Genomic DNA, 13732 nt, shown 5'->3' with positions numbered 1-13732 from the left:
ATCCACAGGCCTGCCGGGCCCTCTTGTCCCGACCGATCGTTCGGTTACTCTAACTCCAGTCTGCTCTTCTTCATCCCTTCCCGCCCGACCTGATCGCCTGATCCCGCCCGGCTCAACGAGGAGTTGGTCCCTGATGGCCGCCGAGCTCACCGTCCCCCAGCTGTCCGACAAGCACCGGCCGACCCTGGACCAGGCGCTGGCCACCATCCGCAGCCGCGCCTACTGGTCCCCGCATCCCGAGCACCCCAAGGCGTACGGGGAGAATGCCCCGGCCGACGGCCTCGCCGCCTTCGAGGCGCTGCGCGGCACCCGGATCGACCTCGGGCAGCCCGGCACCGACGGCTGGACGGGCTCCGAGGTGTCCCCGTACGGCCCGGAGCTCGGCGTCGAGTACCCGCACGTGGACCCGGACGTCCTGCTGCCCGCGATGCGGGCCGGCATGGGCGCCTGGCGCGACGCGGGGCCCGAGGCGCGCGCCCTGGTCTGCATCGAGATCCTGTCCCGGATCTCGGCCCGGACGCACGAGTTCGCGCACGCGGTCATGCACACCAGCGGCCAGGCCTTCATGATGGCCTTCCAGGCCGGCGGCCCGCACGCCCAGGACCGCGGCCTGGAGGCCGTGGCCTACGCGTACGAGGAGCAGACCCGGGTCCCGGGCCAGGCCGACTGGTCGAAGCCGCAGGGCAAGAAGGACCCGCTGGAGCTGGGCAAGACCTTCACGGCGGTCCCGCGCGGCATCTCCCTGATGATCGGCTGCAACACCTTCCCCACCTGGAACGGATACCCGGGGATCTTCGCCTCCCTCGCCACGGGCAACCCGGTCCTGGTCAAGCCGCACCCGCGCGCCGTGCTCCCGCTGGCGCTGACCGTCCAGGTGGCCCGCGAGGTCCTGGCACGGGCCGGTTTCGACCCGAACCTGGTGGCGCTGGCAGTGGAGCGGCCGGGCGAGGGCATCGCCAAGACCCTCGCCCTGCGCCCCGAGATCAAGCTCATCGACTACACGGGGTCCACGGAGTTCGGCGACTGGCTGGAGGCCAACGCCCGCCAGGCGCAGGTCTACACGGAGAAGGCGGGCGTCAACACCGTCGTCCTCGACTCCACCGACGACTACAAGGGCATGCTGTCCAACCTGGCCTTCTCCCTGTCCCTGTACAGCGGCCAGATGTGCACCACCCCGCAGAACCTGCTGATCCCGCGCGAGGGCATCGGCACGGACGCCGGGCACAAGACGTACGACGAGGTCGTCTCCGACCTCGCGCGCGCGGTCGGCGGCCTGCTCGGCGACGACGCGCGGGCCAACGCCCTGCTCGGCGCGCTGGTCAACCCGGACGTCAAGGCCCGCCTGGAGGCGGCCGCCGGACTCGGCGAGGTCGCGCTGGCCTCGCGCGAGGTGGTCAACCCGGAGTTCCCGGACGCCGTGGTCCGCACGCCGGTGATGGTGAAGCTGGACTCGGCCAAGCAGGACCCGCAGGCCCCGTACCTCTCGGAGTGCTTCGGCCCGGTCTCCTTCGCGGTGGCGGTCGACTCCACGGCCGACGCGCTCGACCTGCTGCGGCGCACCGTCCGGGAGAAGGGCGCCATGACGGTCGGGGCGTACACCACGTCCGCGGACACCGAGCGGGCCATCGAAGAGGTCTGCCTGGAGGAGTCGGCGCAGCTCTCGCTGAACCTCACGGGCGGGGTCTATGTGAACCAGACCTCGGCCTTCTCGGACTTCCACGGTTCGGGCGGCAACCCGGCGGCGAACGCCGCGCTGTGCGACGGGGCCTTCGTGTCCAACCGCTTCCGGGTGGTAGAGGTCCGACGCCAGGCCTGACGACGGTCGAAGGGCGGGCCCGGCCGTGGCGGCACGGGCCCGCTTGACCCTCGACCTGGTGCAGACCCCAGAGTCGTCGGTGTGGAGAGCGACATGCGCAGCATCGGCGAGATGGGGCAGAGCAGCGGACTGGGGGTCAGCGCCCTGCGGTTCTACGACCGCGCGGGCGTCCTGGTGCCCGCCTGGGTGGACCCGGTGACCGGGTACCGCTGGTACGCACCCGAGCAGCTGGACGAAGCCCGGCTGCTGGCCCGGCTGAGGCGCTCCAGCATGCCCCTCGCGGACATCCGGCTGGTGCTGGCGGCCTGGTCCGGCGGGGAGAGCGGCCTGGTGCCCCGGCTGCTGGACGGGCACCTGCGCCGGCTCGAACAGGGGCTGGCCGACGCGCGCAGCGAGTTCTCCACGGTACGAGCACTACTCGGACACAGGGAGACCGCCATGACCACCACGACCACCGCCGCCACCACCGACAGCGCTGCCGCCACCACTGCCGCCACCCGGCTGACCGTGCCGGGCGCCGAGATCGCCGCCGCGCTGGACGCCGTGCGCTTCGCCGCCGGAACCGACCCCGAACTGCCCGTCCTCGGCGGGGTCCACTTCGACATCGAGGGCGGGGACCTGCACCTGGTCGCCACGGACCGCTATCGGATGGCCGTCGCCCGCACCTCCACCACCGGCCACGCCGGCGAGCGGGTCCAGGTGACCGTGCCCACCCCGCTCGTGGACGCCATGCGCGCCCTGCTGGCCGACGGCGCCCCGGCCCACCTCACCGTGGACGGCGACAAGGTCGGGCTGGAGACCCAGGGCCGCCAGGTCGCCGGCCAGAGCCTCGGCGAAGGGTTCCCCGACTACCGCCGCCTGACCCGGCTGCCCGAGGGCCGCCGCCTCACGCTGGACGTACCGGCGCTGCGCCGCGCCCTCGGCGAGCAGGACACCGAGGTGTGCGTCCTCGTCCTGACGGACGGGGTGAGCGTCGGCGACGAGGACTCCGCCGGTGACCGGGTGGGGGTCAACCCCGCGCTCCTGCTCGACGCGCTCGCCGCCGGGGACGAGCTGCTGCTGGAGTACGTGGGCCCCAAGGCCCCCCTCGTCCTCCTGCGCCCCGACACCGAGGACGCCTTCTCGCTCCTGATGCCGGTCACGCTGGACGCCTGACGCCTGAGCTACAGGGCGTCGTGCAGGTCCGGGTGCGGGTCCGGATGCGGGCCGCCCCAGTGGAAGAGGGTCATGGCCACGCTGGTGGCCAGGTTGTAGCTGGAGACCTGCGGCCGCATCGGCAGGGACACCAGGTGATCGGCGCGGGCACGGAGCTCGGGCGAGATCCCGTGGCGTTCGGAGCCGAAGGCGAGCAGGGCATCGTCCGGGAGGGTGAGGGCACGGATGTCCTCGCCCTCCGGGTCGAGCGCGTAGAGCGGTCCGGGCGGCAGGGAGTCGAGGTCCACCCGGTCGACGGTGGTGGCGTAGTGCAGCCCCGCCCCGGCGCGGACCACGTTGGGGTGCCAGGGGTCGAGGTCGCCGCGGGTGACGACGCCGGTGGCGCCGAAGCCGGCGGCCAGGCGGACGACGGCGCCGACGTTGCCGAGGTTGCGGGGGTTGTCCAGCACGACCACCGGGGCCGTCCTGGGCATCGCCTCGAGCCGCGCCCGCCCTTCGCCCCGGTCCGGCCGGACCGCGAGGGCCGCCACCCCGGTGGGGTGGACCCGGCCCAGCAGCTCCTTGAGCGGAGCCCGGAGCACCAGCCGGGCCACCTCGTCCTCGACGTCCGCGGCCAGCTCGTGCGCGAGGCCCCGTACGGCGTCCGGATCGTCGGCGACGACGATCCGCACGTCCGCCCCGAAGCGCAGGGCGTGCTTCAGCGCGTGGAACCCGTCGAGGAGCACGAGGTCCTCCCGCGCCGCGGCCTCCCGCCACTGCTGTTCGGTGCCGTCGGACGTCTCGTGCTGCTCACTCATGCCACCGAGCCTACGGTCCTCTCCTCGGCCTCCGGTTCCGCCTCCGTCCCCCGGTCCGTCTCCGTCCCCGGGCCCGGACCGGGAATCGGCAGACCGCGGGCCGGCCGCGCGGAGACCCGTGAGGAGATCCGTGCGCCGAGCCAGACCAGGAACGCCGTCGGCAGGAACACCGAGTCGGCGGCGATCATCGCCAGCGAGAAGAACGGCAGGCCCAGCAGGAAAGCGATCCCCGCGTGCTCCAGCATCATCAGCGCCAGCAACACGTTCTTGATCCGACGGTTGAACAGCGTGAACGGGAAGGCCACCTGGACAGCGACCGTCCCGTACGTCAGCAGCATCACCAGCGTGCCGCTGCTCGCCAGGAGGCCCGACAGCTCGGGCCACGGGGTGAAGTAGTCCAGGCGCAGCGGGTAGTACAGGGCCGTGCCGTCCTGCCAGCGCGAGCCCTGGATCTTGTACCAGCCCGCCGTGGCGTAGATCAGGCAGACCTCCACCGCGATCACCAGCATCCCCGCGTTGTGCAGCAGGTTCGCCAGGACGTCCAGGACCGCCCGGCCGTCGCCCTCGGGCTCGTAGCGGTCGACCATCCACCACAGCGCCGCGACCACCCACAGCGCCGCGAAGGCCGTCAGCCAGAGCGTGCCGAACCCGCCGGTCACGCCCCCGTACGCGAACACGGCGCCGAGCACCGACCACAGCACCGGCCCCGCGCGTCCGGCCGTGGCCGTGCCGAGGCGGCGGGCGCGGGCGGCGTCGAGCGACCAGACCTGTGCGCAGCGGGTCAGCACGAGGTAGATCGCCATCAGGTGGATGACGTTGTCCCCGCCGTCGCCCATGAAGACGCTGCGGTTCTGCAGCGAGAGCACCCCGACCATGAACACCACGGAGGTCGCCCGGGTCCGCCAGCCCAGCATCAGGAGCGCGCTCGACAGCACGGACACGGCGTAGACGATCTCGAACCAGAGCGTCGAGTCCGACCACATCAGCACCGTGAAGGCGTGGTTCGAGGCGATCAGCCGTTCCGCGAGCCCCCAGCTCCAGGGCCCGTCCGGCCCGTACAGCTCGTGCCGGTTCGGGAACTCGCGCAGCAGGAAGAACAGCCAGGTGGCGGAGAAGCCGATGCGCACCACGGCGCTCTGGTACGGGGCCAGCGCCTGCCCGCTGACCTTGGCCAGCGCCCGGTCGGCGGCGGCGCGGGCGGCCCGGAGGCCGCTGGGACCGCTGGGACTGCTGGGACTGCTCGGACCGCTCGTGCCTCGGACCGTGTCGCTCACACCGTCCACCACGGCAGCTCCCGGTAGTAGGTCTGGGTGTCGGTCGTCTCCTCGGACCACTTCGGTGCGGCAACCGTCTTCGTCGCCCCCCGCAGCTGGATCCGTACGATCCGGCCCTCGGCCAGGTGCGCGCCCTTGCCCACGGAGGTGTCCGCGTCCGTCCTGACCTTCAGCCGCTCCAGCGCGATCCGCCGCAGGTACTGCTCCGCGAGCTCGCCGCGATCGCCGTTCGACTTGTTGTCGTCATCGTGGGAGGCGGTGAAGAAGTCCCAGGCGCGCCGGAGCTCGTTCTGCTCGGTGTGGCTCGGCAGCAGGCTGTGCCGGATGGCCTCGCCGTCCTCGCGGGACAGCCCGCGCCAGTTGCCGGTCACCAGCTGGCCGTCGCTGTTGCGGACCTCCACCCTCACCTCGACCGCGATGTTCTGCTGGAGGGGGTTGGGTGCGAAGAGCTTCCAGTTCTGTTCGAACTCGGGATAGATCCAGCCGTCGATCGTCCCGGCGTTCTGCTTGCTCAGCGTGTTGGACGGGGCCACGTGCAGGAAGACCAGCCCCAGGTGCAGGCAGGCGCCGATCGCCACGACCGCCAGGGCCAGGGAGGTGACGACCCGGTACGGGGTGGACAGACCGGCGATTCCGGGCGCCCTCGGGGGGCGCGGAGGGCCGTCTGCCGGGGGTTCGTGCCCGTTCGAATCCATCCCGCCCCGATCGTCCGGCGTCCACAGGGTTGACCACAGAGGTTGACACCCTACGGGCCGTCGTCCCACCATTGAAGAGCATGAACCGAACGATCGGTCGGTCGGGCGGGACGAGGCGCAAAAAGACCCTGACAGGGGGCCGTGATGGTGGCAGTGACCCCGGAAGCGGGGCAGGAAGCGGGTATCGGCGTGACGGACGACCTCGGCACGCAGCTCGCGGCGGCATTCGACGCGGCCGTCGCGGCCGACGAGCGCGTGGAGCCGCGCGACTGGATGCCCGACGAATACCGCGCCTCCCTGGTCCGCCAGATGGCCCAGCACGCCCACTCCGAGATCATCGGCATGCAGCCCGAGGCGAACTGGATCACCCGCGCGCCCTCCCTGCGCCGCAAGGCGATCCTGATGGCGAAGGTCCAGGACGAGGCCGGCCACGGCCTGTACCTGTACAGCGCCGCCGAGACGCTGGGCACCAGCCGCGACGAGCTGCTCGACAAGCTCCACGCCGGAAAGCAGAAGTACTCCTCGATCTTCAACTACCCCACGCTGACCTGGGCCGACGTCGGCGCGATCGGCTGGCTCGTGGACGGCGCGGCGATCACCAACCAGGTCCCGATCTGCCGCTGCTCCTACGGGCCGTACGCGCGGGCCATGGTCCGGATCTGCAAGGAGGAGTCCTTCCACCAGCGGCAGGGCTTCGAACTGCTCATGGCCCTCTCCAAGGGCACCGAGGCGCAGCACGCGATGGCGCAGGACGCCGTCGACCGGTGGTGGTGGCCCTCGCTGATGATGTTCGGCCCGCCGGACGGGGAGTCGGCGCACTCGGCTCAGTCGATGGCCTGGCGGATCAAGCGCCACTCCAACGACGAACTGCGCCAGCGCTTCGTGGACATAGCCGTCCCGCAGGCCGAGTCGCTGGGTTTGACCCTGCCCGACCCGGACCTGAAGTGGAACGAGGAGCGCGGGCACCACGACTTCGGCGCGATCGACTGGACCGAGTTCTGGGACGTGCTCAAGGGCAACGGCCCCTGCAACGAGGAGCGGATCGGGCAGCGCCGCGCGGCGCACGAGGAAGGCGCCTGGGTGCGCGACGCGGCCGCGGCGTACGCGAAGAAGCATTCATCGGCAATCGGATCCACCGCAAGCACCGGAAGCGAGGCTCGGGTATGACGCAGAACTGGCCCCTGTGGGAGGTGTTCGTCCGCTCGCGGCGCGGCCTCTCGCACACGCACGCGGGCAGCCTGCACGCCCCCGACGCGGAGATGGCCCTGCGCAACGCCCGCGATCTCTACACCCGGCGCGGCGAAGGCATCTCGATCTGGGTGGTGCCCTCCACGGAGATCACCGCCTCCTCCCCGGACGAGCGGGACCCGTTCTTCGCCCCGTCCGCCGACAAGCCGTACCGCCACCCCACCTTCTACGAGATCCCCGAGGGAGTGAACCACCTGTGACCAGCACCGACGTGGTCCACGCCGCCACCCTCTGCCTCGGCGACGACGCGCTGATCCTCTCCCACCGCCTCGGCGAGTGGGCGGGCCACGCCCCGGTCCTGGAGGAGGAGGTCGCGCTCGCCAACATCGCCCTCGACCTCCTCGGCCAGGCCCGCGTCCTGCTGTCGATGGCCGGAGACGAGGACGAGCTGGCGTACCTGCGCGAGGAGCGGTCCTTCCGCAACCTCCAGCTGGTCGAGCAGCCCAACGGCGACTTCGCCCACACCATCGCGCGCCAGCTCTACTTCTCGCTCTACCAGCACGAGCTCTACGGGGAACTGGCCCGCGGAGACGGCCCGTTCGCGCCTCTCGCCGCCAAGGCGGTCAAGGAGACGGCCTACCACCGCGACCACGCCGAGCAGTGGACGCTGCGGCTCGGCGACGGCACCGAGGAGAGCCGGGCCCGGATGCGGGCCGGGCTGGACGGGCTGTGGAAGTACACCGGCGAGATGTTCCAGCCCGTGCCCGGGCTCGACGTGTCCGACGGGGGCGACGGCATCGACTGGGCCGCCCTGGAGGGCCGCTGGCTGGCCGCGCTGGGCGACGTACTGGAGCGGGCCGGCCTGGCGCTGCCCGAGGGGCCCCGCAGTGGGGCCTGGGCCGCCGGAGCGGGACGTCAGGGACTGCACACCGAGTCGTTCGGTCGGCTGCTCGCCGAGATGCAGCACCTGCACCGCAGCCACCCGGGGGCATCGTGGTGACCGCCGCCGGGGCCGCCACCGGCACCCGGAGCGGGCAGACCCGGCTGGAGGTGGAGCTGGCCGAGCTGGCCGGCTCCGTCCCCGACCCCGAGCTGCCCGTGCTCACCCTCTCCGAGCTCGGCGTGATGCGCGGAGTGCGGATGCACGAGGACGGCCACGTCGAGGTCACCCTCACCCCCACCTACACCGGCTGCCCGGCCATCGAGGCCATGTCCGCGGACATCGAGCGGGTGCTGACCGACCACGGGATACCGGACGTCACCGTGCGGACCGTGCTCGCCCCCGCCTGGTCCACCGACGACATCAGCGCCGAAGGCCGCCGCAAACTGGCCGAGTTCGGCATCGCCCCGCCGCGGCCGCACGCCGCGGGCGGACCGGTTCCGCTCACCCTGTCGGTGCGCTGCCCCCACTGCGGGTCGACCGACACCGAGCTGCTCAGCCGGTTCTCCTCCACCGCGTGCAAGGCGCTGCGCCGCTGCATCGCCTGCCGTGAACCGTTCGACCACTTCAAGGAGCTGTAGATGGCCGCGTCCCCGCCGTCGCCCACCCCGGGGTCCGCGAGCCCGGCGCGCCCCGCGCGCCACGGCGCGTTCCACACCTTGACGGTGGCGGCGGTCGACCGGCTCACCGAGGACTCCGTCGCCCTGACCCTGGCCGTGCCGCCCGAGCTGCGCGCCGAGTACCGGCACGCCCCCGGCCAGCACCTCACCCTGCGCCGCGGCCCCCTGGACGGCTCCGGCAGGTCCGAGGTCCGCCGTACGTACTCGATCTGCTCCCCCGCCCCGGCGGCCGACGGGCCTGGCCCCTCGGCGCTGCGGGTCGGGGTGCGCCTGGTGGAGGGCGGGGAGTTCTCCTCGTTCGCGCACAAGGAGATCGCCGCCGGGGACGTCCTGGACGTGATGGTCCCGGCCGGCCGGTTCGTCCTGGATCCGGCCGCCGCGCCGGCCGCCGCGCACTACGCGGCGATCGTCGGCGGCAGCGGGATCACCCCGGTCCTGTCGATCGCCGCCACCCTGCTCGCGTCCCGCCCCGACGCCCGGTTCTGCCTGGTGCGCAGCGACCGCAGCGCCGCCTCGACGATGTTCCTGGACGAGGTGGCCGACCTCAAGGACCGTTATCCCGACCGGTTCCAGCTGGTCACCGTGCTCTCCCGGGAGGAGCAGGAGGCCGGACTGCCTTCGGGGCGGCTCGGCGAGGAGCGACTGACGGCGCTGCTGCCCGCGCTGCTCCCGGTCGCCGAGGTGACGGGCTGGTTCCTGTGCGGACCGTACGGGCTGGTGACCGGCGCGGAGCAGGCGCTGGCCGCGCTCGGCGTGGAGCGGACCCGGGTCCACGAGGAGATCTTCCACGTCGAGGACACCGCCCCGCCCGCGCCCGTCGCTTCGGCCGCCGCCACCCACGGCCGGGTCACGGCCCGGCTCGACGGCCGCTCGGGCACCTGGCCGGTCCGGGAGGGCGAGTCCCTGCTCGACGCGGTGCTCCGGGCCCGCGCGGACGCCCCGTACGCCTGCAAGGGCGGGGTGTGCGGCACCTGCCGGGCGTTCCTGGTGACCGGCGAGGTGCGGATGGACCGCAATTTCGCGCTGGAGGAGACGGAGACGGAGGCCGGGTTCGTGCTGGCCTGCCAGTCGCACCCGGTGTCGGAGGAAGTGGAGATCGACTTCGACCGCTGAGCGGCGGTCCGGCTGCCCGGCCCGGCCGGGCCCCTCACCGATTTCGGGAAGGTGCCTGTCCAATTTCAGGAACGTGTTCTATCTTGACGCACCGTCAGACAGAGCACGTTCCGGGCATGCGGGAGGACAGGCAGTGGACTTCACCTTCACCGAGGAACAGCAGGCCGCCGTCGAGGCGGCCAAGGCCGTGTTCGCGGACGTCGCCCCCGACAGCGTGCCCAGTCCCGCGCTCACCCCGCGGGCCGTCGCGGAGGAGTTCGACCGCCCCCTGTGGGCCAAGCTCGCCGCCTCCGACCTCCTGAGCCTGGTCCTCGCCGAGGAGCACGGCGGCGCCGGACTCGACGCCATCGCGCTGTGCCTGGTGCTGCGCGAGGCCGCGAAGGTACTGGCCCGGGTACCGCTCCTGGAACACTGCGCCACCGCCATGGCCGTCCAGGCCCACGGCAGCCCCGAACTGGCCGCCGCCCTGCTGCCCGGCGCCGGGGACGGCACGCTCGTCCTCACCGCTGCCGCGCACGGCCGCAGCGGCCACGATCCGGCCGAGCTGGCCGTCACCGCGCGCCGCGAAGGCGACACATGGACCCTGGAGGGCCTCCAGACGGCCGTCCCGTGGGCGCACAGCGCCGACTGGATCGCCGTACCGGCCCACACCGGGGAGGGCGAGGCCGTCCTCGCCCTCGTCCCCCGCGAGGCCGAGGGCCTGACCCTCGCCGAGCAGTACTCCACCAGCGGGGAACGGCTCGCCGAGCTCACCCTAGAAGGCGTACGGGTACCTGCCACGCACCTCGTCGAGGCGGCCGGGGCCTGGGACCACCTGCGGCAGCTGCTCGCCACCGGGACCTGCGCACTCGCGCTCGGGCTCGGCGAGAGCGTCCTCACCATGACCAGCCAGTACACCAGCAAGCGCGAGCAGTTCGGCTTCCCGGTGGCCACCTTCCAGGCGGTCGCCGTCCAGGCCGCCGACCGCTACATCGACCTGCGCGCCATGGAGGTCACCCTCTGGCAGGCCGCCTGGCGGCTCGACGCCTCGACGGGCGGAGCGGGCGGCCCGCTGCCGAGCGCCGGAGATGTCGCGGTGGCCAAGATCTGGGCCTCCGAAGGCGTACGGCGCGTCGTGCAGACCGCACAGCACCTGCACGGCGGCTTCGGCGCCGACACCGACTACCCGCTGCACCGCTATCACGCCTGGGCCAAGCAGCTGGAGCTCCAGCTGGGCCCGGCCGCCGCCCACGAGGAGGCGCTGGGCGACCTGCTGGCCGCCCACCCCCTCGCCTGACGGGCCAGCGCCGCTCTCTCGTCAGACGACGAAGCCCGGGGTGCCCGTGTCCGTGACGACCGGGCGCCCTGCGGCCTCCCAGTCCTGCATGCCGCCGTCGACGTTCACCGCGTCGATGTCCTGGCCGCGCAGGTACTGGGCGACCTGGGCGGAGCGCCCGCCGACCCGGCACATCACGTAGACCGGGCGGTCGTCCTCGATCTTCTCGGTCAGCTCACCGATGCGCGCCACGAATTCGCTCATCGGGATGTGCAGCGCACCCTCGGCGTGGCCGGCCGCCCATTCGTCGTTCTCGCGCACGTCGAGGACAAAGGCTTCGGAGGGCAGTGCGGAAGCGGCCACCGAAGGAAGCGGTCCGGAGTTCATAACTGTCGCCTTCTCTCGTCACGGATAGGTGAGCCAACCTATCCGACGGTCCTTACGTGGTGCCCCTACTGCTCTGCGGGCCGCCCCGAGGTGAGGTCCGCCAGCTCCGCCTCGCGCTTCGCGACATCGCCGAGCAGCTGCTCGGCGATCTCCTCCAGCAGCCGGTCCGGGTCCTCGGGGGCCATCCGGAGCATCGACCCGATCGCGCCGTCCTCGAGCTCCTTGGCGACCAGCGACAGGAGCTCCTTGCGCCGCGAGAGCCACTCGAGGCGCTCGTACAGCTCCTCGCTCTCGCTCAGCCGCGCCGCGGCCGGCACCGGGCCGGCCGCCCACTCCTGCGCGAGCTCGCGCAGCAGCTGCTCCTCGCCGCGTCCGTACGCCGCGTTCACCCGCACGATGAACTCCTCGCGCCGCGCGCGCTCGGTCTCGTCGCGGGCCAGGTCCGGATGCGCCTGGCGGACCAGCTCGCGGTAGAGGCGGCGCACCTCCTCCGACGGGCGGACCCGCTCCGGGGGCCGCACCGCGCGGTCGGTGAGCATCGCGGACGCGTCGTCGGAGATCCCGTCCGAGTCCAGCCAGTCGTGGAACAGCTCGTCCACCCCGGGCATCGGCATCACCAGCGAGCGGGCATCGCGCGCACGGCGCAGGTCCTCCGCATCCCCGGTGCGCGCCGCCTTCGCCTCGGCGATCAGCGCGTCCAGCTCGTCGAGCCGCGAGTACATCGGGCCGAGCTTCTGGTGGTGCAGGCGGGAGAAGTTCTCCACCTCCACCCGGAAGGTCTCCACCGCGATCTCGAACTCGATCAGCGCCTGCTCGGCGGCCCGCACGGCGCGCTCCAGGCGCGCCTCGGGACGCTCGTCGGCGGTGGGGCCGGGCTGCGGCTCGGACGCTTCGGGAACTGTCTGCTCGCTCACCCGGCCAGCCTAAGGCCCGGCCGCCCGGGTGTTTCACGTGAAACATCGCCCGGTTTCCAGACCGGCATGTTTCACGTGAAACATCGCCTTGCGGGGTCAGACCCCCATCTCTGCCGCGATCCGTCCGGACCGCACCGCCGCCACCAGGACCTCGTGGTCGGCCTCACTGCGGTCCGCGTAGGCCACGGCGAAGGCTGCCATCGCCTCGTCCAGCTCGTCGTTCTTTCCGCAGTACCCGGCCAGCAGCCGCGGATCCGCGCTGTGCGCGTGGGCGCGCGCCAGCAGGGCCCCGGTCATCCGCCCGTAGTCGTCGATCTGGTCGACGGCCAGCGCCGCCGGGTCCACGCTGCCCTTGCGGTTGCGGAACTGGCGGACCTGGAAGGGCCGCCCCTCCACCGTCGTCCAGCCCAGCAGGATGTCCGAGACCACCTGCATCTGCTTCTGGCCGGCCACCACCCGGCGGCCCTCGTGCTCCTCCGGAGGCGAGACGAAGCCGAGACCGGGCAGGTGCGGCAGCAGGGCCGAGGGCCGGGCCTCCTTCACCTGGAGGACCAGCGCATCGCCGCGGTGGTCCAGCAGCAGCACCACGTAGGAGCGGGTTCCGACGCTGCCGGTGCCCACCACCCGGAAGGCGACGTCGTGGATCGCGTACCGGGCCAGCAGCGGCTGCCGGTCCCCCTGCAGCGTCTCCAGGTACGGGCCCAGCGCGGCCGCCACGGCCGCCGCCTCCCCGTCCCCGACCCTGCGCAGCACCGGCAGCGCGTCCACGAAGGCCCGGCCACCGTCGGGGGTGGCTTCGGTGGACTTCGCGGCGAACCGTGCGGAGGTGTTGTTGCGGGCCTTCTCCGAGACCCGCTCCAGCGTGCCCAGCAGGTCCCGGGCGTCGGTGTGCGAGACCAGTTCCTCGTCCGCGATGGCGTTCCAGGCGTCCAGGGACGGCAGTTTGGCCAGCAGCCGCATGGTGCGGCGGTAGGCGCCGACCGAGTCCAGGGCGGCCGCCCGGCAGGTGTCCTCGTCCGCGCCGGCCACCCGGCCGGCCAGCACCAGCGAGGTGGCCAGCCGCTTGAGGTCCCACTCCCACGGGCCGAAGACGGTCTCGTCGAAGTCGTTGAGGTCGATGACGAGACGGCCGCGCGCGTCCCCGTACAGGCCGAAGTTGGCCGCGTGGGCGTCTCCGCAGATCTGTGCGCCGATCCCGGTGACCGGGCCGCCGGAGAGGTCGTGCGCCATCAGTCCGGCCGACCCGCGCAGGAAGGCGAAGGGGTTGGCGGCCATCCGTCCGACCCTTATCGGGGCCAGTTCGGCGACCCGGCCGACATTGGACTCCTCCACGGCCCGCACCGCGTCGGGCCGGTCGGCAGGAGCCTCGAAGTGCGCGTGCGCCGACCGCGGTACGCGGGTCCGCAGCGCCTTGCCGGCCTCCCTGGGCGATCCGGCCGCCCGTCCCGCGGTGAACCGCGGTGCGAAGCCCGCGACCTCCGGAACCCGCTCCTTCGACTCCGGTTCCACCACGCGCTGTTCCGGTACCGCCGTCATGCCGCCCGCCCCCTGATCACCATTGGTTCGGCCCGACCGTAT

The 13732-nt window shown here is 72.6% G+C and carries 14 protein-coding genes; 8 read left to right on the top strand and 6 right to left on the bottom strand.

Features of this window, described 5'->3' with window-relative positions; translation table 11 throughout:
• Window positions 1-133 precede the first annotated feature (133 nt).
• On the top strand, window positions 134-1816 hold the full coding sequence (paaN, locus tag OG490_RS18985) for a phenylacetic acid degradation protein PaaN (protein ID WP_330297481.1): 1683 nt from the start codon (window positions 134-136) through the stop codon (window positions 1814-1816).
• Between the two features lie 93 nt (window positions 1817-1909).
• On the top strand, window positions 1910-2971 hold the full coding sequence (locus OG490_RS18980) for a DNA polymerase III subunit beta family protein (protein ID WP_330297480.1): 1062 nt from the start codon (window positions 1910-1912) through the stop codon (window positions 2969-2971).
• Between the two features lie 8 nt (window positions 2972-2979).
• Here OG490_RS18980 and OG490_RS18975 read toward each other — a convergent pair whose 3' ends face one another.
• The 3 genes from OG490_RS18975 to OG490_RS18965 are packed head-to-tail and all read right to left on the bottom strand — an operon-like array spanning window position 2980 to window position 5737.
• Window positions 2980-3768, bottom strand: coding sequence for a TrmH family RNA methyltransferase (locus OG490_RS18975; RefSeq protein ID WP_330297479.1), 789 nt, complete (start codon window positions 3766-3768; stop codon window positions 2980-2982).
• Window positions 3765-5042 (bottom strand): HTTM domain-containing protein, encoded by a 1278-nt coding sequence (locus tag OG490_RS18970; RefSeq protein ID WP_443065838.1) that lies wholly within the window; start codon window positions 5040-5042, stop codon window positions 3765-3767. Before OG490_RS18970 ends, OG490_RS18975 begins: the two co-directional genes overlap by 4 nt.
• Window positions 5039-5737 (bottom strand): DUF5819 family protein, encoded by a 699-nt coding sequence (locus tag OG490_RS18965; protein WP_330297478.1) that lies wholly within the window; start codon window positions 5735-5737, stop codon window positions 5039-5041. Before OG490_RS18965 ends, OG490_RS18970 begins: the two co-directional genes overlap by 4 nt.
• A gap of 144 nt (window positions 5738-5881) precedes the next feature.
• Between OG490_RS18965 and paaA the strand changes: the two genes are divergently transcribed.
• The 6 genes from paaA to OG490_RS18935 all read left to right on the top strand — a co-directional run bounded on the left by paaA (window position 5882) and on the right by OG490_RS18935 (window position 10874).
• Entirely contained in the window at window positions 5882-6904 is a 1023-nt protein-coding gene (gene paaA, locus OG490_RS18960) for a 1,2-phenylacetyl-CoA epoxidase subunit PaaA (RefSeq protein WP_330297477.1), read from the top strand.
• Complete coding sequence (paaB, locus tag OG490_RS18955) at window positions 6901-7185, top strand: 1,2-phenylacetyl-CoA epoxidase subunit PaaB (RefSeq protein ID WP_030153111.1); 285 nt, start codon at window positions 6901-6903, stop codon at window positions 7183-7185. Before paaA ends, paaB begins: the two co-directional genes overlap by 4 nt.
• The gene (gene paaC / locus OG490_RS18950) at window positions 7182-7925 is read left to right on the top strand and encodes a 1,2-phenylacetyl-CoA epoxidase subunit PaaC (RefSeq protein ID WP_330297476.1); all 744 of its coding nucleotides are present in this window, start codon (window positions 7182-7184) and stop codon (window positions 7923-7925) included. The genes paaB and paaC overlap by 4 nt, the downstream gene beginning before the upstream one ends.
• Window positions 7916-8446 (top strand): 1,2-phenylacetyl-CoA epoxidase subunit PaaD, encoded by a 531-nt coding sequence (gene paaD / locus OG490_RS18945; protein WP_443065961.1) that lies wholly within the window; start codon window positions 7916-7918, stop codon window positions 8444-8446. Before paaC ends, paaD begins: the two co-directional genes overlap by 10 nt.
• Complete coding sequence (locus OG490_RS18940; RefSeq protein WP_330297474.1) at window positions 8447-9598, top strand: 2Fe-2S iron-sulfur cluster-binding protein; 1152 nt, start codon at window positions 8447-8449, stop codon at window positions 9596-9598.
• Window positions 9599-9731: 133 nt separating this feature from the next.
• The gene (locus OG490_RS18935; RefSeq protein ID WP_330297473.1) at window positions 9732-10874 is read left to right on the top strand and encodes an acyl-CoA dehydrogenase family protein; all 1143 of its coding nucleotides are present in this window, start codon (window positions 9732-9734) and stop codon (window positions 10872-10874) included.
• 21 nt (window positions 10875-10895) lie between these two features.
• On the opposite strand, the gene OG490_RS18930 is transcribed toward OG490_RS18935, so the two are convergent.
• The 3 genes from OG490_RS18930 to OG490_RS18920 form a co-directional block, all read right to left on the bottom strand.
• The gene (locus OG490_RS18930) at window positions 10896-11240 is read right to left on the bottom strand and encodes a rhodanese-like domain-containing protein (protein WP_330297472.1); all 345 of its coding nucleotides are present in this window, start codon (window positions 11238-11240) and stop codon (window positions 10896-10898) included.
• 65 nt (window positions 11241-11305) lie between these two features.
• Window positions 11306-12154: a hypothetical protein gene (locus tag OG490_RS18925; protein WP_330297471.1), complete on the bottom strand. Its 849-nt coding sequence runs from the start codon at window positions 12152-12154 to the stop codon at window positions 11306-11308.
• A 96-nt stretch (window positions 12155-12250) separates the two neighbouring features.
• Window positions 12251-13690 carry a DUF2252 domain-containing protein gene (locus OG490_RS18920; RefSeq protein WP_330297470.1) on the bottom strand — a complete coding sequence of 480 codons (1440 nt, stop codon included), beginning with the start codon at window positions 13688-13690 and terminating at the stop codon, window positions 12251-12253.
• Window positions 13691-13732 lie beyond the last annotated feature (42 nt).

Origin of the sequence: Streptomyces sp. NBC_00503 (genome assembly GCF_036346895.1) — a bacterium.
Classification (GTDB): Bacteria; Actinomycetota; Actinomycetes; order Streptomycetales; family Streptomycetaceae; genus Streptomyces.
This window is presented reverse-complemented; position numbering and strand designations above follow the sequence as displayed.